Raw genomic sequence first — 21,338 nt, forward strand, 5'->3', positions numbered from 1 at the left:
CGATGCCGGACGAGCGCCTAGTCGAAGCCCTGCGCAAGTCGCTGAAGGAGAGCGAGTTCCTGCGCGAGCAGAACCGCAAGCTGACCGGCGTGCTGCGGGAGCCGGTGGCCATCGTGGGGATGGCGTGCCGGTTCCCCGGCGGTGTCGGCACGCCCGAGCAGCTGTGGGAGCTGGTGTCGACCGGCACGTCCGCGATGACCCCGTTCCCCACCGACCGGGGCTGGGACGTCGACTCGATCTACCACCCCGACCCCGAGCACGAAGGCACGTCCTACGTGCGCGAGGGCGGCTTCCTGCACGGGCTCGCGGACTTCGACCCCGCGTTCTTCGGGATCTCGCCGCGTGAGGCGTTGGCGATGGACCCGCAGCAGCGGTTGTTGTTGGAGACGTCGTGGGAGGCGATCGAACGGGCCGGCATCGACCCCACCTCGTTGCGGGGCGGCAAGGTCGGCGTGTTCGCCGGGATGAACGGGCAGGACTACGTCGCCCGCCTGGCCGAGACCGAGGACGACGTGGCCGGGTTCATCGGCACCGGCACGGCCGCCAGCGTCGCCTCCGGCCGCATCTCCTACACGTTGGGGCTGGAGGGCCCGGCGGTCACGATCGACACGGCGTGCTCGTCGTCGCTCGTCGCGCTGCACCTGGCGGCACACGCCCTGCGCACCGGCGAGTGCGACCTGGCGCTGGCCGGCGGCGTGACCGCGATGACCCTGCCCGGCATCTTCGTCGAGTTCAGCAAGCAGCGCGGGCTGGCCCCGGACGGCCGGATCAAGGCGTTCGCGGGTGGCGCGGACGGTACGGCGTGGGGCGAGGGCGCGGGAATGCTGCTCGTCGAGCGGCTGTCCGACGCCCGCCGCAACGGCCACACCGTGCTGGCCGTCGTGCGCGGTAGCGCGGTGAACCAGGACGGTGCGTCGAACGGCCTGACGGCGCCGAACGGTCCGTCCCAGCAGCGGGTGATCCGGGACGCGCTGGCCAGTGCCCGCCTGTCCGCCGACCAGGTGGACGCGGTGGAGGCGCACGGTACGGGTACGACGTTGGGTGATCCGATCGAGGCGCAGGCGTTGTTGGCGACTTACGGTCAGGGTCGTGGTGGTGAGCCGTTGTGGTTGGGGTCGGTGAAGTCGAACATCGGTCACACGCAGGCGGCGGCGGGTGTTGCCGGGATCATCAAGATGGTCATGGCGATGCGGCACGGTGTGTTGCCGCCGACGTTGAACGTGGACGAGCCGACACCGCAGGTCGACTGGTCGGCCGGTTCGGTGTCGCTGCTGACGTCGGCGCGGCCGTGGGAGGTCGACGGACGGCCGCGGCGGGCCGGTGTGTCGTCGTTCGGGATCAGCGGCACGAACGCGCACGTCATCGTGGAGGAAGCCGCGCCGGTCGAGGACGCTCCGGCCGGTGTCGGCGCCGGCTTGGTGCCGTGGGTGCTGTCGGCGCGGACGGGAACGGCGTTGGCCGGGCAGGCGGCGAACCTGCTGGCGTGGCTCGACACCGACCCGACGCCGTCGCCGGTGGACATCGGGTTCTCGCTGGCCACGTCCCGTTCGGCGTTCGAGCACCGGGCGGTCGTGGTCGGCGAGGACCGGGAGTCGCTGGTCACCGGGGTACGGGAGGTGGCCGAGGGGTCGCCGGTGCCGGCGGGACGGCCCGGACGGCTGGCGTTCCTGTTCACCGGTCAGGGTGCGCAGCGGGTGGGGATGGGTCGGGAGCTGCATCGTGCGTTTCCTGCCTTCGCTTCGGCGTTCGATGAGGTGTGCGCGGTCCTGGAGCCCGCTCTGCGTGACGTGATGTGGGAGGACGAGGACCGGCTTGATCAGACCGGGTTCACGCAGCCCGCTCTGTTCGCGTTCGAGGTGGCTCTGTTCCGCTTGCTTGAATCATGGGGGGTGCGTCCGGACTTCGTGGCTGGTCACTCGATCGGTGAGATCGCGGCGGCGCACGTGTCGGGTGTGTTGTCTTTGGCTGACGCGGCTCGTTTGGTGACGGCTCGTGGTCGTTTGATGCAGGCTTTGCCCGCCGGTGGTGTGATGGTGTCGTTGCAGGCCAACGAAGCTGACGTCGTGCCCCTGCTCACCGAGGGCGTGGGTATCGCCGCGGTCAACGGCCCGCGTTCGGTGGTTGTCTCGGGCTCGGAAGCGGCGGTGGATGCGCTGGTTGCGCGTCTTGACGCCAAGTCGAAGCGGTTGCGGGTGAGTCATGCTTTCCACTCGCCGTTGATGGCCCCGATGCTCGCGGAGTTCCGGGCTGTGGTCGCCGGTTTGACGTTCAATGATCCACAGATCCCGATCGTGTCCACGGTGTTGTCGGACGGTTCGAGTAGCGTTGAAAACAGGGTTCCCCTGGGCGGGGACCCCTCCGCAGGCACGGTGTTCGACGCGGATTATTGGGTGCGGCACGTCAGCGCGACGGTGCGGTTCAGCGATGCGGTGCGGCGGTTGGAGGCCGAAGGGGTCACGACGTTCCTGGAGGTCGGGCCGGACGGTGTGCTGGCCGCGATGGGGCAGGACTGCCTGACCACGGACGTGCCGGAACTGGTGGCGGCGCAGCGCAAGGACCGGCCCGAGGACCGGGCGGTCCTCGAAGCGGTCGGGAAGGTGCACGCGCGCGGTGTCGCGGTGGACTGGGCCGGGTTCTTCGCCGGACGTGGGGCGAAGCGGATCGAGCTGCCGACCTACGCGTTCGAGAGGTCCCGGTTCTGGCCCAGGGCCGGGGTCGGGGCCGGTGACGTGGCGGCGGCCGGGCTCGCGGCGGCCGGGCACCCGTTGCTGGGTGCGGTCGTCACGGCGGCGGACTCCGGCGAAGTGCTGCTGACCGGGCGGCTGGCGGTCGGGGCGCAGCCGTGGCTGGCCGATCACGTGGTGATGGGGTCGGTCCTGGTGCCCGGAACCGCGTTCGTGGAACTGGCGATCCGCGCCGGTGACGAAGCGGGTTGCGCCACGATCGAAGAACTGACCCTGGAAGCGCCGCTGGTCCTCCCGCCCCGGGGTGGAGTTCGGGTCCAGGTCGCGGTGGGCGCGCCCACGGACAGCGGACGGCGCGAGCTGTCGATCTACTCGCAGGTCGAGGACGAGCCGTGGACGCGGCACGCCACCGGGCTGCTCGGCCGCACCCCACCCGCCCCCGACTTCGAGTTCGCCCAGTGGCCGCCCGCGCAGGCGGAACCGCTGGACGTGACGTCCCTCTACGACGGCCTCGCCGGCATCGGCTTCGGCTACGGCCCGGTGTTCCGGGGACTGCGCGCGGCCTGGCGCGCCGGTGACGACGTGTTCGCCGAGATCGCCCTGCCCGCCGACGGTGACGCGGCCCGGTTCGGCCTGCACCCCGCCCTGCTGGACGCCGCGCTGCACGCCGTCGGCCTCGGCGGGTTCCTGCCCGAGGGCCAGGCGCAGCTGCCGTTCAGCTGGACCGGCGTCACCCTGCACGCCTCGGGCGCGCCGAGCCTGCGCGTGCGGGTCTCACCCAGCGGGGACGGTGGCATCACGCTGGCCGTCGCCGACGCCGCCGGGCTTCCCGTGGCCACCGTGGGCGCCCTCGCGCTGCGCCCCGCCGCGGCGTTCGAAGGCACCACCGCGCAGGTGGACTCGCTGTTCCAGGTGGAGTGGCAGCCTGTCACGCCCGGCGGTGACACGCCGGACCACGAGGTCGTCACGATCACCGGCCTGCCCGCCCGTGACGCCGCGCACCGCGCCCTCGAAGCGGTGCAGCGGTGGCTGGCCGACGAACGGGCCGAACGGCTCGTCGTCCACACCGACGGCGCGGTCGCCGTGGTCGGCGAGGACGTCACGGACCTCGGCGCGGCCGCGGCCTGGGGACTGGTCCGCTCCGCCCAGTCGGAGAACCCCGGCCGGTTCACCCTGGTCGACGGCGACGACGTCGCACTGGCGCTGAGCGCCGACGAGCCGCAGGTCGCCGTGCGGGACGGCAAGCTGTTCGCGCCCCGGCTCGCCCGCGTCCCCGCCACCGACGCCGACCCGGTCTGGCACGCCGACGACCGGGTGCTGATCACCGGCGGCACGGGCACGCTCGGCGCGCTCGTCGCCAAGCACCTGGTGACCGAGCACGGCGTCCGGCGGCTCGTGCTGGCCGGCCGTCGCGGCTCGAACGCTCCCGGCGCGCCCGAACTCGCCGCCGAACTGCGTGAACTGGGCGCGGAAGTGGCGGTGGTGGCGTGCGACGTCGCCGACCGCGACGCCGTCGAAGACCTGGTCGCCGACTACGCGTTCACCGGTGTCGTGCACACGGCCGGTGTGCTGGACGACGGCGTGGTCACCGCGCTCACCCCCGACCGGATCGACGCCGTGCTGCGGCCCAAGGTCGACGCCGCGCAGCACCTGCACGAGCTGCTGCCCGACGCCCGCAACTTCGTCCTCTACTCCTCGGCCGCGGGCGTGTTCGGCGCGGCCGGGCAGGGCAACTACGCCGCCGCCAACGCGTTCCTGGACGCCCTGGCCCACCACCGCCGCGCCCACGGCAAGGCGGGCACCTCCCTCGCGTGGGGCCTGTGGGCCGAGACCAGCGGCATCACCGGCACCCTCGACGACGGTGACCGGCAACGGCTGGCACGGGACGGCGCGGCGGCCCTGTCGTCCGACGAGGGCGTGCGGCTGTTCGACATCGCCACCCGCACCGACCGGGCCCTGCTGATCCCGATCCGCTTCGACGCCAAGGCCGTCGCCGACGCGGGCCACGTGCCGCCGCTGTTCCGCGGCCTGGTGCGCACGTCCCGGCGCGTCGTCGGCGACACCGCCGCCGCGACCGGCCTCGCCCAGCGCCTGGCCGGCCTGACCGGGGTCGAACGGGACGAAGTGCTGCTCGACCTGGTCGCCTCTCAGGTCGCGGGCGTCCTCGGCTACGCCAACACGGCCTCCGTGGAGGCCGACCGGGCGTTCCAGGAACTGGGCTTCGACTCGTTGATGGCCGTCGAGCTGCGCAACCGGCTCAACGCCGCCACCGGCCTGCGCCTGCCCGCCACCCTCGTGTTCGACTACCCGACCTCGACCGCCGTGGTCGGGCTGCTGCGCGACGAACTCGTCGGCGAGACCGGTCCCGTCGTGCCCGTGCAGCGGCGGACGTCGACCGACCACGACCCGATCGTGATCGTCGGCATGGCCTGCCGCTACCCGGGCGGGATCGGCAACGCGGACGACCTGTGGCGGCTGGTCGCCGAAGGCCGTGACGGCATCACGCTGTTCCCGGACGACCGCGGTTGGGACGTCGACTCCCTCTACCACCCCGACCCCGAGCACCAGGGCACCTCGTACACGCGCGAAGGCGGGTTCCTGCACACGGCCGCCGACTTCGACCCCGCCTTCTTCGGCATCTCGCCGCGGGAAGCCCTCGCCATGGACCCCCAGCAGCGCCTGCTGCTGGAAACGTCCTGGGAAGCCGTCGAACAGGCCGGGATCGACCCGGTGACGTTGCGCGGCAGCCGGACCGGAGTGTTCGCGGGCGTCATGTACCACGACTACATCGCCACCCTCCAAGGGACGGAGGAGGACGTCGAAGGCTTCGCCGGCACCGGCACGGCGGGCAGCGTCGCGTCCGGCCGCGTCGCCTACCTGCTCGGCCTCGAAGGACCCGCGGTCACCATCGACACGGCGTGCTCGTCGTCACTGGTCGCGCTGCACTGGGCGATCCAGGCGCTGCGCAACGGCGAGTGCGACCTGGCGCTGGCGGGTGGCGTCACGGTGATGGCCACGCCCGGCACGTTCGTCGACTTCAGCCGCCAGCGCGGCCTGTCGCCCGACGGCCGCTGCAAGTCGTTCGCGGGCGCGGCCGACGGCACCGGCTGGTCCGAGGGCGTCGGCATGATCCTGGTGGAGCGCCTGTCGGACGCCCGCCGCAACGGCCACACCGTGCTGGCGGTCGTGCGGGGCAGCGCGGTGAACCAGGACGGCGCCTCGAACGGCCTCACCGCACCCAACGGCCCCTCGCAGCAACGCGTGATCCGGCAAGCCCTGGCCACCGCAGGCCTGTCCACCGCGGACGTCGACCTGGTCGAAGCGCACGGCACCGGCACGACGTTGGGCGACCCGATCGAAGCACAGGCCCTGCTGGCCACCTACGGCCGCGACCGCGATGGCGAGCCCCTTCGGCTCGGCTCGATCAAGTCCAACATCGGTCACACCCAGGCGGCGGCCGGCGCGGCCGGGATCATCAAGATAGTCATGGCCATGCGGCACGGCATCATGCCCGCGACCCTGCACGTGGACGAGCCCACGCCCCAGGTCGACTGGGACGCGGGCGCGGTCGAGCTGCTGACCGAAGCCCGCGGTTGGGACGTCGACCGGCCCCGCCGCGCCGCCGTCTCGTCGTTCGGCGTCAGCGGCACGAACGCGCACGTGATCCTCGAACAGCCGGCCCCGCTCAAGCCGCGGCCCGAACCGAAGCCCGGCGTCGTGCCGTGGGTGCTGTCCGGCAAGTCCGCCGAAGCCCTCGCCGCCCAGGCCGAACGGCTGCTCGCCCACGACGGCGGCACCCCGCTCGACATCGCCCACTCGCTCGCCACCAGCCGCACCGCGTTCGACCACCGGGCCGCGGTCGTCGGCACCGACACCGAAGAGCTCCGCCGGGGCCTGGCCGCCATCGCGGCGGGCGACCTCGGCGGCGTGGCGCGGGCGGGCAAGCTCGCGTTCCTGTTCACCGGCCAGGGCGCGCAACGACGCGACATGGCACGCGAGCTGCACGCCGCGTTCCCGGTGTTCGCGGAAGCGTTCGACGAGGTGTGCGCGGCGGTCGACGCCCGCCTCGGCCGCTCCATCCGCGACGCGATCCGGTCCGACGACATCGACCGCACCGTCAACACCCAGCCCGCCCAGTTCGCACTCCAGGTGGCGCTGTTCCGGCTGATCAGGCACTGGGGCGTGCGACCGGACTTCCTGGCCGGGCACTCCGTCGGCGAACTCGCCGCCGCCCACGTCGCCGGCGTCCTGTCACTGGACGACGCCGCCACCCTCATCGTCGCCCGCGGCGCGCTCATGGAAGCCCTGCCCGGAACGGGCGTCATGGTGGCGCTGCAGGCACCCGAGGACGAGGTGACACCGCTGCTCACGGCCGACGTCGACATCGCGGCGGTCAACGGCCCCGACTCGCTCGTCCTGTCCGGCACCGAGGACGCCGTCGACCGGGTCGTCGCCGCGTTCCCCGACCGCAAGCACAAGCGGCTGAACGTCCGGCTCGCCGCGCACTCACCGCTGGTCGAACCGATGCTGGCCGAGTTCGGCGACGTCGCCCGCGGCCTGACCTACGCGACCCCGACCGTCCCGATCGTCTCCACGGTCACCGGACGCCCGGTCGGCGACGAGATGAGCGCACCGGAGTACTGGGTGCGCAACGTCCGCGACTCCGTGCGGTTCGGCGACGCCATGACCGTGCTCCAGGACGAAGGCGTCGCCACGTTCCTCGAACTCGGCCCCGACGGCGTGCTCACCGCGATGGGCGAGGAGAACCTGACCGGCGACGGCGCGCTCGTCGCCACCCAGCGCCGCGACCGGTCCGAGGACCGCGCCCTGGTCGAAGCGGTCGCCGCCCTGCACGTGCGCGGCGTCAAGGTGGACTGGCCCGCGTTCTTCGCCGGCCGCGACGCGCGAACCGTCGAACTGCCCACCTACGCGTTCCGGCACGAGCGGTTCTGGCCACGCGCCACCCGGCGCGCCGGCGACCCGTCCGGCCTCGGCCTCACCGCCGCCGGGCACCCCCTGCTCGGCGCGGCCGTCACCCTGCCCGGACTGGACGCCACGCTGCTCACCGGGCGCCTGTCCGCCACCGAACACCCGTGGCTGACCGCCCGCACCGTCCTGGACACACCGGTCGTCCCCGCCGCCGTCACCGCCGAACTGGTGATCCGCGCGGCCGACGAAGTCGGCTGCACGCTGGTCGAGCACGTCACGGTCGACACGCCCCTCGTCCTGCCCGCACGCGGCGGCGTGCAGGTGCAGGTCGTGGTGAACGCCCCCGACGCGGACGGCCGACGTGAAGTCGCCGTGCACACCCGCGTGGACGAGCCGGACGCACCGTGGACGCCGCACGCCACCGCTGTCGTCGCCCCCGGCGGCGCGGCTCCGACCGACCTGGTCGACTGGCCGCCGGCCGACGCCACACCGCTGGACGTCGACCTCGTCTACGCCGAAGCACCAGCCACCTACGGCGACGCCTACCGCGTGCTGACCAAGGCGTGGCGGCGCGGCGGTGAGGTGTTCGCCGAGATCCGCGGCGAGGACGGCGGCTTCGGCCTGCACCCCGTGCTGCTGGAAGCCCTGTCCCAGGTCGCCGGCCTGGCCACCGCCGCCGACGGCGTGCCCGTCACCTGGACGGACCTCGTGCTGCACGCGTCCGGGGCCGCCACCCTCAGGGTCCGGGCGTCCAAGGACGACGTGGTCGCGGCCGACGGCACGGGAGCGGCCGTGCTCACCGCCCGCGTGCGACACCGGACCCCGTCCGCCGCCGAACTCGGCGCGGCGGCCGGGTTCGTCGACTCGCTGTTCCAGGTCGAATGGCGCGAGGTGACACCCGGCCGTGCCGCGGTCGACCACGACCTGATCACCATCGACATCGGCGGCGACGTGCCCGAGGCCGCCCGGGAAGCCGCGCACCGCGTGCTGGAAGCCGTGCGGCGACAGCTCGAAGGCGACCGGACGCTGGTCGTGCGGACCCGCAACGCGGTGGCCATCGGCGACGAGGCCCCCGACCCGGTCGCGGCCACCGTTTGGGGCCTGGTGCGGTCCGCGCAGTCCGAACACCCCGGCCGGTTCGTCCTCGTCGACGGCGACGATGTCGACCTCGCCCTCAGCGCCGACGAACCCCAGGTCGCCGTGCGCGACGGCAAGCTGTACGCGCCCCGACTGGCCCGCGTCACCCGACCCGCCGCCGGGACCGGCTGGAACCCCGACGGCACCGTCCTCGTCACCGGTGGCACCGGCACCCTCGGCGCGGTCGCGGCACGGCACCTCGTCACCGCGCACGGCGTCCGTCACCTCGTGCTCACCAGCCGCCGCGGACCCGACGCCCCCGGCGCGTCGTCACTGGCCGCGGAACTCACCGCGCTGGGCGCGCACGTGCGGATCGTCGCCTGCGACGTCGCCGACCGGTCCGCCGTGGCCGACCTCGTGCGCGACCACGCGTTCACCGGCGTCGTCCACACCGCCGGCGTGCTCGACGACGGCGTGATCACGTCGCTGACCCCCGAACGCGTCGACGCCGTGCTGCGGCCCAAGGTCGACGCCGCGTGGAACCTGCACTCCCTGGTCGGCGACGTCGAGCAGTTCGTCGTCTACTCGTCGGCCGCCGGCGTGTTCGGCGCGCCCGGCCAAGCCAACTACGCCGCCGCCAACGCGTTCCTCGACGCCCTCGCCCAACACCGCCGCGCCCGCGGTCTGCCGGGCACCTCCCTCGCCTGGGGCCTGTGGGCCGACAGCAGCGGCATCACCGACCGGCTCGACGACGGCGACCTGCGCCGCCTGTCCCGCTCCGGCATGGCCGCCCTCACCACCGCGCACGGCATGGACCTGTTCGACACCGCCCTCGCCACGCCGTCCGCGCTACTCGTCCCCGCCAAGCTCGAGATGGCAGGCCCCGTCGGCGACGACGTGCCACCCCTGTTCCGCGGCCTGCTGCGCCGCACCCGACGTGCGGCGCGGCAGGACACGGCCGTCACCGACGGGCTCAAGGGACGACTGGCCGCACTCACCCGGTCCGAACAGGACCGGCAGCTGCTCGACCTGGTGAGCACCCACGTCGCCGCGGTCCTCGGCCACGCCGGCGCCGCGTCCGTCGACCCCGACCGGGCGTTCCAGGAACTCGGGTTCGACTCGCTGACGTCGGTCGAACTGCGCAACCGGCTCGGCGCCGCCACCGGCCTCGCCCTGCCACCGACCGTCGTCTTCGACCACCCCACGGCCCTCGCGCTCGCCGCGCACCTGCGCGACAGCCTCGTGCCCGCCGCGGCCGCGCCGGTCGTCCCGGTCACGACCGCGGTGACCGGTGACGAACCGATCGCCATCGTCGCCATGGCCTGTCGCTTCCCCGGCGGCGCCTCCTCGCCCGAAGAGCTGTGGGAGCTGGTGGCGGGGGAGCGGGACGCCATCAGCGGCTTCCCCGCCGACCGCGGGTGGGACGGCGTCGAGCTCGACTCGTCGCACGTGCGCGAAGGAGGGTTCCTGCACGACGCGGCCCGGTTCGACGCCGGGTTCTTCGGCATGAGCGACGACGAGGCCGTGCAGACCGACCCGCAGCAGCGGTTGCTGCTGGAGACGTCCTGGGAGGCGTTCGAACGGGCCGGGATCGACCCGACGTCCCTGCGGGGCACCGAAACCGGTGTGTTCGCCGGGCTGATCTACCACGACTACGGCGTGCGGCTGCACCAGAGCGCCACCGGCGCCGGGTTCATGGGCACGGGCATCAACGCCAGCGCCGCATCAGGGCGGATCGCCTACACCTTCGGGCTGGAAGGCCCGGCGGTCACGGTCGACACGGCGTGCTCGTCGTCGTTGGTGGCGCTGCACCTGGCGGTACAGGCGTTGCGGCGCGGCGAGTGCTCCATGGCGTTGGCGGGCGCGGCGGTCGTGATGGCCACACCCGCGACGTTCGCCGAGGCCAGCCGGCAGCGGTGGCTGCCGGGGGACGGGCGCACCAAGGCGTTCGCCGACGCGGCCGACGGCATCGGGTACGGCGAAGGTGTCGGCGTGCTGCTGGTGGAACGGCTCGCGGACGCGCAGCGCAACGGGCACCCCGTGCTGGCGGTCGTGCGCGGGACCGCCATGAACCAGAGCGGGTCGTCGAACGGCCTGACGTCGCCGCACGGGCCGTCGCAGCAACGCGTGATCCGGCGGGCGCTGGCCGACGCCGGGATCACCCCGGACCAGGTGGACGTCGTGGAAGGACACGGAACCGGCACCGCGCTGGGCGACTCGATCGAGGCGCAGGCCTTGCTGGCCACCTACGGGCAGGACCGCGCCGAGCCGCTCTGGCTCGGATCGATCAAGTCGAACATCGGCTACCCGCAAGCCGCGTCCGGCGTGGCCGGCGTGATCAAGATGGTGATGGCCATGCGGCACCACGTGCTGCCGCGCACGTTGCACGTGGACGTTCCGTCGACCAAGGTGGACTGGGCCTCGGGCAACGTCCGGCTGCTGACCGAATCCCGCCCGTGGCGGCGCCCCGACCACCGGCCTCGTCGTGCGGGCGTTTCGTCGTTCGGCATCACGGGCACCAACGCCCACGCCGTGCTGGAGGAACCACCCGCACCCACTCCTACGACTGAACGTCCGGGCACGGCCGCCCCGACCCGGGTACCGTGGGTCCTGAGTGCGGCCAGTCCCGAGGGGTTGCGGGCACAGGCCGCACGTCTGCTGGCGGCCCTGGATTCACCCGGTCGAGCGACCGGTCCCGGAAACTTCCACCGCACCATCGACGTTGCCGGGAAAGAAGGAGGCGGCGGCGCGGCACCCGACCTGTCCCCCCTGAACGTCGCCACCACCCTCGCCACCGCCCGCGCCACCCTCCCCTACCGCGCCGCGCACGTGGGAGACCAGCCCGCCCTCCGGGACTGGCTGACCCGTCTCGCGGGCGGGACGATCCCCCCAACCCCCACCACCCGTGCCCGCCTGGCCTTCGCCTTCCCCGACGCTGCCGGGGACGCCACGGGTGACGGGCTCGCGATCGCGGCCCGCGAGTGGTACGCCGAGGGCGGATCGTTCGCGGTCGCGTTCGACGAGACGTGCGCGTACTTCGACAAGGAGCTGGAGCGTCCGCTGGCGGCCTTGATGAGCTCGGCGGAGGCGCTCGGCGCGACCGAGCCGCAGGATGGCGCCGGTGGCCAGGAAGAGAAGTACGCGGCGGCGTTGGGGTTCGTGGTTCGGGTGGCGTTGGTGCGGGTGTTGGAGCGGTGGGGGGTTCGGGCCGATCTGGTGGTCGTGGATGGCCCGGGGGTGGATGAGGTGCCGGATGGGCTCCGTCAGGTGGTCGGTGGGGGTGGCCGCCGGTCCGGTGAGGTGGGGGTTGTGGTGGCGGCGCACGTGGCGGGGGTGTTGTCGCTCGAGGACGCCACGCGGGTCGTGCTGGGGCGGGAGGATGTCGGCTGGGCGGGGGCGGTGGTGCCCGTGGTGCCGCTCGGGCGGCTTGGTGAGCAGGGTGAGGTGAGGGTGCTCCGGTTCGGTGGGCCTGTGGACGGCGGGCCTGTGGACGGCGGATCGGTGGAGGCGGAGCGTGTGGTGATCGACGGGTCCGGCGGGCCTGTTGAGACGGTGGCGGCGCTGTTCGAGCGGGGCCAGGCCGTCGACTGGGCGGCGTTCTTCGCCGGACGGGGCGGCGCGCGAGTCCCGCTGCCCACGTACGCCTTCCAGCGCCGGCGGTACTGGCCGGGGGACTGAGGTACCGACCCGCGGTGCGGTCGGAGTGATCCGGTGGGTACCGCGGCACTGCTGGGACGCTGCTGGGCGGAGGTCTTCGGGCCCCCGCCCAGCAGCGTATTCAGCGTCGATTCAGCGTCTATTTACGCAAATCTGCGGGTATCCAAACGCCGGCCGCCCGGCCGCCCGGGCACCCCGCCGCCGCCCGCGCCCGCCGCCGACCGTGCGACGCTCACGTTCCACCGCCCACCCCGAACGCCATATCACACCGGGCGATCACCGTTGTCGGTCGAACGACCGATAGCCGTCGGTGACAACTCGTTGGCCGATGAATCCAGCCAGTCGTCCTTTTCCGACAACCGTGTAAACACTGGTTTAACGCGTCGCCGGTCCTCCGTCCCGACGCCCCTGCGCCCGGACGGCCCACTCACCCCTACTCCCACCCCTACCTACCCTGGTTACCTGTGGGTACAGGCCTTGTGCTCCACCTTTCCGGACCATCAAGGGTGGCGGCCACTGCTTCAAGCGGCCGAACGGGCTGGGCTGAACTCCGCAAATCGGACAGGGCTTACTGCGGACGCCCCAGATCAGTGCTTAAGTACTGTCTCGTGGTCGCCGGCTCATTCCGACGACCCGCACGGGGCGTATACCGGGGCATATCCGTCGCGTGTGGAGGTGTTCGTGGTCACCATGGAGGAGCGGTCCAGCTCGTGACATGTCGCTGGCAGCAGCGTGCCGGCCTGGGGGACGGCAGTAAATGAATCTTGTCGAAAGAGGAAGTCATTTAGAAATACTCGACGGTCTGCTCGCGGACGGCCTGGACGGTCGCGGGCGGATCGCGCTGGTTTCCGGCGGCATCGCCACCGGGAAGACGGAGCTGATCTACGGCTTCACCGAGTCCGTCCGCGACGCCCTGGTGCTGTGCGCCACGGGCGCGCGGGCCGAGCAGCGGCTGGAGCTGGGCGTGGTCGAGCAGCTGTTCTACAGCGCGGCCCTGCCCGGCGACGCGGCGGCACGGGCAGGCGCCCTGCTGTCGTCCGGCACGACGACGAACCAGCCGCACGGCGCGGACGCGGACGCCCGCCTGGTGCACGACCTCTGCGCCTTGCTGCTGGAGCTGTCCCGCGACCGACCGCTGGTGATCGCTGTGGACGACGTGCAGTTCGCCGACCAGACGTCCCTGCGCGTGCTGCTGCACCTGCAACGCCGGATCAGATCGGCCCGCATCCTGCTGCTGCTCGGGGAAGCCACCGGTGCGTCCGGCACCGGCGCCCGCCAGGCGCACACCGTGCTGCGGGACGAGATCGTGCGGCAACCGCAGTCACGGCACCTGCGCCTCACACCGCTGAGCCAGGACGGGGTGCGGGACCTGCTGGCACGGCACCTCGGCACGCAGGCCGCGGCACAGCTGGACGAGCCGTGCCACGCGCTCAGCGGCGGCAACCCGCTGCTGGTGCACGCGCTGATCGAGGACTTCGTCGCGGCGGGCCGCCCGGTCACCGACCACGGCGTGTCCGAAACGGTCACCGGCGACTCCTTCGCGCAGGCGGTGTTCACGTGCCTGCGCCGCGGCGAGCCGCTGCTGCTGCGCATCGCGCAGGGTGTCGCGGTGCTCGGCGAGTTCGGCACGCCGGCCGCGCTCGCCCGGCTGCTCGAGCTGGACTCCCGCACCGTGCAGGACCTGTCCAGGACGATGAACGAGGCCGGCCTGATGGACGCCGGCCGGTTCCGGCACCCGGTGGCCCGCGCCGCCGTGCTGCGCGACCTCGACCCGGACGACCTGTCGTCGTTGCGGCTCAAGGCGGCCCGGCTGCTGCACGACGACGGCGTGCCCGCGGTCGACGTCGCCGGCCACATCACGGCGGCCGAACGCGCGCCCGGCGCGTGGGCGGTGCCGGTGCTGCGCGACGCGGCCACGGAAGCGCTGGTGCGCAACGACATCGGCCGCGCGGTGGACTGCCTGGAACTGGCGCGTGCCGCGTGCCAGGACGATCGCGAGTGCACCGCCATCACGTCGACGCTCACCTCCGTGCAGTGGCTGGTCGACCCGGCCGCCGCCGCCGCGCACCTGACCCAGCTCGGCACGGCGTTCGACCGGGGCCTGCTCGCCCGACGCCAGGCGTGGGGCCTGGTGCGGGCGCTGGTGTGGTTCGGCCGGTCGGACGAGGCCGCGGCCATGCTCGCGGAGCTCGACCGCCCGGACGAGGTGGACAGCGCCACCGCCACCGAACGGCAGGTCACCCGGCAGTGGCTGGTGCACGTGCAGCCGCGCCTGGTGGCCCGCGACCTGGCGGCGGACCTGGAGCGACAGCGGTTGGGCACGCTCGCGTCGGTGGCCGCGTTCGGCGTCACGCCCGGCGCGATCGACGGCGCGGAACGCGTCCTGCAGAGCTCCCGCATCGGCGAGACCCCGCTGGAGGAGCTGATCGGCGCGTTGCAGACGCTCAACCACGGCGACCGCGGCGACCGGGCCGGCTACTGGTGCGACGAGCTGCTCGAGGAAGCGCGCACGCACCGGGCGATCACGTGGCGTGCCGCGATCTCCGACGTCGCCGCCACGGTGGCGCTGCGCCGGGGTGACCTGCTCTCCGCCGAACGGCTGGCGCGCGCCGCCCTGGGCGCGCTGCCCGCCCCGAGCTGGGGTGTGGGCATCGGGTCGCCGCTGGCGACGCTGGTGCAGGCGGCGACGCGGCTCGGCAAGTTCGAGGAGGCCGACGCGCACCTGCGCCAAGGCGTGCCGCAGGCCATGCAGCAGACCAGGTACTGGCCCCAGTACCTGCTCGCCCGCGGCCAGCACCACCTGGCCACGGACCGGCTGCGCGCCGCGCTCGGCGACTTCCTGGCGGTGGGTGAGCTGGCCGGTGAGTGGCAGCTCGACCTGCCGGTGCTGCTGCCGTGGCGGCACGAGGCCGCGCAGGTCTACGTGCGGATGGGCAAACCGGACCGGGCCCGGGAGCTGGTCGGCGAGCAGCTGACCATGCCGGGCGCGACCGGCCCGCGCATCCGGGGCGTGTCGCTGCGGGTGCTGGCCTCGGCCAGCGACACGGGTCGGCGGCTGCCGATGCTGCGGGAGGCGGTCGACCTGCTCGGCGGCCTGGGCGACTGGTACGAGCTGGCACTGGCGTTCGCCGACCTCAGCTGCGCCTACCAGGCGTTGGAGGACTTCGACCAGGCACGGGTCGCCGCGCGGCGCGCGTTGCGGCTGGCCAAGAGCTGCCACGCGAAGCTGCTGCAGGAGCACCTGCAGCACCACCGCACCGCCACCGGCGGGCTCGACTTCAGCGACGGCCGGGACGACGGCGAGTCGCTGGCCCCGTTGAGCGCCGCCGAGCGGCGGGTCGCGGGCCTGGCCGCGCTCGGCTACACCAACCGCGAGATCAGCCGCCGGCTCTACATCACCGTCAGCACGGTCGAGCAGCACCTGACCCGCACCTACCGGAAGTTGAACATCAACCGGCGCACCGACCTGCCGATCCTGGCCAACCCGGGCCCGGGGTCGGGCGCGTTCCCGGTGGAGGCCGGGCCGGGGGTGGCGCTGCCCGGCGACCGGCTGCTGTGAACGCGGTCCGGGCAGGACGGTCGAGGGGCGGCCGTCCTGCCCGGACCCCTCAACCACCGGTGAGGGCCACGTACACGTCCTGGAGGTTGGGTTTCTCCACCTTCAGGTCCGCGGCCATCACGCGGTGGCGGGCGAGCGCGGAGGTGACCGCCAGCAGCAGGTCGGCCGTGCCGACGACCACCGTCCGGTCGGCCGTGGTGGTCACGCTGGTCACCTCCGGCAGGTCGGTCAGCACCCGCTCGGGGAGCGGCGCGGAGGGCCGGAACCGCAACCGCTGCTCGGCGTCCACCCGGGACAGCAGCCCGGCCGGCGTGTCCACCGCGACGAGCCTGCCGTCGGCCAGCAGCGCGATCCGGTCGCACAGCCGCTCGGCCTCCGCGATGGAGCGCGTCACCAGCACCACGGTGGTGCCGCGCTCCCGGATCCGCTGGATGAGCTGGGCGATGTCGCGCCGGGTGTGCGGGTCGAACACCGGCGCGAACTCGTCCAGCAGCACGATCTCCGGGTTGCCCAGCAGCGCCACCGCGATCGACAACCGGTGCTGCTGCCGCTCGGTCAGCTCCGAGTACGGCAGGTCGCGCGTCTCCGACAGCCCGCACTGGATCAGCAGGTCCTCGTGGTTGGCCTGGTGGGCGTAGCCGGAGCCGAACAGCTTCAGCACCTCGCCGACCTTGATGGCCTTCGGCAGCCGCTCGCGGCGCAGCTGCACGCCCACCTGCTGCCGCACCCGGCTCTGGTGCCGCTGCGGGTCCAGGCCCAGCACCGAGATGCGGCCGGCGTCCGGTTTGCGCACGCCCGCCACGCACTCGATGGTGGTCGTCTTGCCCGCGCCGTCCGGACCGATGATGCCGAAGATCTCACCCCGCCGCACGTGGAACGACACGTCGCGCAGCACCTCGCCGCCCGGCCGCCGCTTGGTCAGGCCGACCACCTCGATCACGGGGCCCGGCGCGGGCCGCCGACCTCCTCGCTGCGCCACGGTCACTCCCACCGGAACAGCCGGACCGCGGCGAACCCGGCCACCACCGTGTACCCGGCGAGCACGGCCAGCGGCAGGCCGGCCGGGAACTCGCCCAGCCACGCCGCCTCCATGGCCTGCACGCCCGCCGCCAGCGGGGTGAACTCGCCGATCGCGTGCGCCCACTGCGGCATCAACGGGCCGGGCGTCCACAGCCCGGCGAGGAACAGCAGCGGGAAGAACAACCCGAACCCGGCGCCGAACGCGGCCAGCTCGCTCGACGCGCGGGCCGCGATCAGCAGCCCGATCGAGATCATCGACGTGGCGGTCAGCGCATAGGGGACGAGGAACCCGAGCACGTGGCCCGGCAGCAGCGCGGTGTCGAACAGCACCGCACCCAGCACGATCATGATTACGCTGGTGCCGACCGTCACCGCCAGGCTGACCAGCATGTGCGCGGTCAGCAGCAACGACGGCCGCATCGGTGTGGTGGACAGCCGCAGCAGGATGCCGCGCTCCCGGTAGGACGCCAGCGTGGCCGGCATCAGGTTGAGCACCACGATCACCATCACCATGCCGATCAGCACCGGCATGTAGGCGTCGATCAGCCGCAGCCCGTCGTACTCGGGCTTCGCCGCCCGGAACGACGGGATCAGCCCGAAGATCAGCAGGACGGCGATCGGCACGACGATCGCGTAGCCGACGGACGGCTTGCTGCGGAAGAAGAGCTTCGATTCGGTCGCGGTGAGCCTGGCGAGCCCGGTCATGAGTCGAGTCCGTTCTGCGCTAACGCACGGCCGGTGAGGGCCACGTACGCGTCTTCCAGCGTGGCCTGGTCGAGCCGCAGCTCGGTCGCGGCCGTGCCGTGCCGGACCAGGGCCGCGTTGACCGCGGCCAGCAGCTCACCGGTGCCTATCACGACGACTTGGTCCGGTGTCTCGATGACCTTGACCACCTCGGGCAGCGCGTCCAGCACGGCGGTGTCCAGCGGCCCGCTCGGCCGGAACGACAGCCGCTGCTCGCCGTTGACCTGCGCGACCAGGTTCGCGGGCGTGTCCGTGGCGACGACCCGGCCCGCGTCGATCAACGCGATCCGGCTGCACAGCCGCTCCGCCTCGTCCATCATGTGGGTGACGAGGACGACCGTGACACCGTCCGCGCTGAGCCGCTTGATCACGTCCCACGTGGCGCGCCGCGCCCGCGGGTCCAGGCCGGTGGTCAGCTCGTCCAGGACGACGACCTCCGGGTTGCCCACCAGCGCCAGCGCGATCGACAGCCGCTGCTGCTGACCGCCGGAGAGGTGGTTGTAGTTGGTGTCGCGCTGCTCGGCGAGGCCGAACTCGTCCAGCAGGCCGCGCCAGTCGACCGGGTCCGGGTAGAACGACGCGTACAGCCGCAACGCCTCGGAGACCTTGAGCTGCGGCGGCAGGTGGCACTTCTGCAGCTGCACGCCGACGCGCCGGCGCAACGCCTCCCGGTCCTGCCGCGGGTCGAAGCCGAGCACCGAGATCAGCCCGGCATCGGGGCGGCGCACGCCGGTGACGCACTCGACCGTGGTCGACTTGCCCGCGCCGTTGGGTCCGAGGATTCCGAAGATCTCGCCGCGGTCCACGCTGAACGAGACGTCGTCCACGGCGACCTTGTCGCCGTAGCGCTTGTGTAAGTTCGCCACCTCGATGACGCTCATCCCCACCTGCCTCGCTGTGCCGATGTGCTGATCAGAACGTAGGAGCCTGGCCGGTGGCGCCGGAATCCGCTTGGGCACCAGACGCGGGGTAGAGCTACCCCCACCCCGCCGTGCGCGGGCGTGCCGCCCGGCCGACCCCTAGGCGGGTCGGATGACCCTTAGTCACACCCCGAATAAGTCGCCGCGACCTGCTGCCGCGGCCGTCGGGTGCGCTATCAGTTGACGGCGGCCGACAACGCGAGCGCCCGGAGAAGGAGCACGGACATGGGGGAACAGGTCGACTCGCTCGAGGGGATCTTCCGGCAGGGCGATCTCTACGACGACGTCTACCGCGGGCGTGGCAAGGACTACCGGGCCGAGGCCGACGTGGTCCTGGACCTGGTCCGCGAGCACAACCCGGGCGCGAAGTCACTGCTCGACGTGGGGTGCGGCACCGGGTCGCACCTGTCCCGGTTCCGCGAGGAGTTCGACCACGTCGAGGGCATCGACCTGGCCGCGGACATGGTGCGGGTGGCCAGGGCGAAGATGCCCGACGTCGGGCTGCACGTGGGCGACATGCGCGACTTCGACCTCGGCCGGCGGTTCGACGCGATCGCCTGCCTGTTCAGCGTGATCGCCTACCTGCCCGGCGCGGCCGACATCGAGGTCGCGATCGGGCGGCTGGCCGCGCACCTGGAGCCGGGTGGCGTGGTCGTGGTGGAGCCCTGGTACTTCCCGGAGACCGCGGTGGACCGGCACGTGATGTCCGACGTCGCCCAGGTCGACGGCCGCACGATCGCCCGCGTCTCGCGCGGTGAGCGGGTCGGCGACTCGCACCACATCGAGGCGCACTACGTGGTCGCGCACCCCGAGGAGGGCATCCGGCACTTCGCCGACGTGCACGTGCTCGCGGTCGTCGCCCGGGAGCGGTACGAGAAGGCCTTCGCGGCGGCGGGCATCTCGGCGCGGCACGTCCAGTCGCCGCGGCCGGGCCTGTACGGGCCCGGCCTGTTCGTCGGTGTCCGGCAAGAACAGTGAGGATGGCAATGAAAGCGACCGAGCTACAGGTCGAGGGCGCGTACGTGTTCACGCCGGACGTGTTCCGCGACGAGCGCGGGTTCTTCGTGTCCCCGTTCCAGCAGTCCGACCTGGTGGAGACGATCGGCAGGCCGCTGTTCCCGGTGGCCCAGATGAGCCTGAGCCAGTCCCGGCGCGGCGTGGTGCGCGGCATCCACTACACCAGGACGCCACCGGGCGTGGCGAAGTACGTGCACTGCCCGCAGGGGCAGGCGCTGGACATCATCATCGACCTGCGGGTCGGCTCGCCCACGTTCGGCAAGTGGGACAGCGTGGTGCTCGACCGGGAGGAGGCCAAGGCCGTCTACATCCCGCTCGGCATGGGCCACATGTTCGTCGCGTTGACCGACGACACGGTGGTGTCCTACATGCTCTCCGGGCAGTACGTGGCCGACAACGAGCTGGCGATCACGCCGTTCGACCCGGAACTGGACCTGCCGATCCCGAAGAACATCGAGCCGATCATGTCCCCGCGCGACACCGTGGCGCCCACCGTCGCGCAGGCGCTGGAGCAGGGCCTGCTGCCCGACTACCAGCAGAGCCTGCGACTGCACGACGCGCTCTGAGCACACGCGGAAGGGGCCACCCCGACCGGGGCGGCCCCTTCCGCGTCGCGTGGGTCAGAGCGCGGCCAGCACCTGGCGGACCGCGTCGATCACCTTGTCCTGCGCGTCCGCCGACAGCGACGGGTACATGGGCAGCGAGAAGATCTCGCCCGCCAGCCGCTCGGTCACCGGCAAGGACCCGGCCGCGTAGCCCAGCTTCGCGAAACCGGTCTGCGTGTGCACCGGCCACGGGTAGCTGATGTTGAGGTGGATGTCGTAGCCCTTGAGCCGCTCGATGATCTCGTCGCGGCGGGGGTGGCGCACCACGTAGACGTAGTAGACGTGCTCGTTGCCCTCGGTCACGTGCGGCAGCACCAGGTCGGTGTCGCCCAGGCCCTCGGCGTAGCGCTGCGCGACGGCCCGCCGACCGGCCACGTACTCGTCCAGCCGGCCGAGCTTGCGGCGCAGGATCTCCGCCTGCACCTCGTCCAGCCTGCTGTTGTGCGCGGGCGTCTCCACCACGAAGTACCGCTCCGCCATGCCGTAGAACCGCAGCCGCCGCGACCGGTCGGCGATCTCCTGGTCGTCGGTGACGATCGCGCCGCCGTCGCCGTACGCGCCGAGCACCTTGGTGGGGTAGAAGGAGAACGCCGACGCGTCACCCGTGGTGCCGGCCAGCACGCCGTCCCGGCGCGCGCCGTGCGCCTGCGCGCAGTCCTCCAGGATCCGCAGGTCGTGCTTCGCGGCCAGGTCGACCAGCGGGCCCAGGTCCACCGGCTGCCCGTACAGGTGCACCGGCAGCAGGCAGCGGGTCCGGTCGGTGAGCACCGACGCGACCTGGTCGGTGTCCATCAGGTAGTCCTGCTCGCGGATGTCCACGAACACCGGCGTCGCGCCGACGGCGTCGATCGCCACCACCGTGGGCGCGGCCGTGTTCGACACCGTCACGACCTCGTCACCCGGGCCCACGCCGAGTGCCTGCAACGCCAGCTTGATCGCGTTCGTGCCGTTGTCCACGCCGACGCTGTGCCCCACGCCGTGGTAGGCGGCGAACTCCGCCTCGAACCCCTTGACGCTCTGCCCCAGCACGAGCTGGCCGGAGCGGAACACCGTCTCCACCGCGTCGATGATGTCCTCGCGCTCGGCGTCGTACTCCGCGAGGTAGTCCCAGACCCGGATGGTCATG

8 protein-coding genes are annotated in these 21,338 nt (G+C 72.7%); 4 read left to right on the forward strand and 4 right to left on the reverse strand.

The genetic code is table 11. From position 1 onward, the window contains the following. Nucleotides 1–2: 2 nt before the first annotated feature. Entirely contained in the window at nt 3–12,368 is a 12,366-nt protein-coding gene (locus FHX81_RS00370) for a type I polyketide synthase (RefSeq protein WP_141974665.1), read from the forward strand. Between the two features lie 736 nt (nt 12,369–13,104). Further along, nucleotides 13,105–15,906 (forward strand): AAA family ATPase, encoded by a 2,802-nt coding sequence (locus FHX81_RS42535; RefSeq protein WP_141974666.1) that lies wholly within the window; start codon nt 13,105–13,107, stop codon nt 15,904–15,906. 49 nt (nt 15,907–15,955) lie between these two features. Here the strand turns inward: FHX81_RS42535 and FHX81_RS00380 are convergent, their stop codons facing one another. From FHX81_RS00380 to FHX81_RS00390, 3 genes are read right to left on the reverse strand one after another with little or no spacing between them, the layout of a single operon-like run. After that, nucleotides 15,956–16,885 carry an ABC transporter ATP-binding protein gene (locus FHX81_RS00380; RefSeq protein WP_246107538.1) on the reverse strand — a complete coding sequence of 310 codons (930 nt, stop codon included), beginning with the start codon at nt 16,883–16,885 and terminating at the stop codon, nt 15,956–15,958. 2 nt (nt 16,886–16,887) lie between these two features. Then, a complete protein-coding gene (locus tag FHX81_RS00385) occupies nt 16,888–17,631 on the reverse strand; it encodes an ABC transporter permease (protein WP_141974667.1) in 744 nt (247 codons plus the stop codon). Continuing rightward, nucleotides 17,628–18,551 (reverse strand): ABC transporter ATP-binding protein, encoded by a 924-nt coding sequence (locus FHX81_RS00390; protein WP_141974668.1) that lies wholly within the window; start codon nt 18,549–18,551, stop codon nt 17,628–17,630. The genes FHX81_RS00385 and FHX81_RS00390 overlap by 4 nt, the downstream gene beginning before the upstream one ends. Before the next feature lie 264 nt (nt 18,552–18,815). Between FHX81_RS00390 and FHX81_RS00395 the strand changes: the two genes are divergently transcribed. Both FHX81_RS00395 and FHX81_RS00400 read left to right on the forward strand, forming a co-directional pair. Next, nucleotides 18,816–19,568 (forward strand): class I SAM-dependent DNA methyltransferase, encoded by a 753-nt coding sequence (locus FHX81_RS00395; RefSeq protein ID WP_141974669.1) that lies wholly within the window; start codon nt 18,816–18,818, stop codon nt 19,566–19,568. Between the two features lie 8 nt (nt 19,569–19,576). Continuing rightward, complete coding sequence (locus tag FHX81_RS00400) at nt 19,577–20,173, forward strand: dTDP-4-dehydrorhamnose 3,5-epimerase family protein (RefSeq protein WP_141974670.1); 597 nt, start codon at nt 19,577–19,579, stop codon at nt 20,171–20,173. A 54-nt stretch (nt 20,174–20,227) separates the two neighbouring features. Here the strand turns inward: FHX81_RS00400 and FHX81_RS00405 are convergent, their stop codons facing one another. Next, nucleotides 20,228–21,337, reverse strand: coding sequence for a DegT/DnrJ/EryC1/StrS family aminotransferase (locus FHX81_RS00405; RefSeq protein ID WP_141974671.1), 1,110 nt, complete (start codon nt 21,335–21,337; stop codon nt 20,228–20,230). Nucleotide 21,338 lies beyond the last annotated feature (1 nt).

This window comes from Saccharothrix saharensis (assembly GCF_006716745.1).
Lineage (GTDB): Bacteria > Actinomycetota > Actinomycetes > Mycobacteriales > Pseudonocardiaceae > Actinosynnema > Actinosynnema saharense.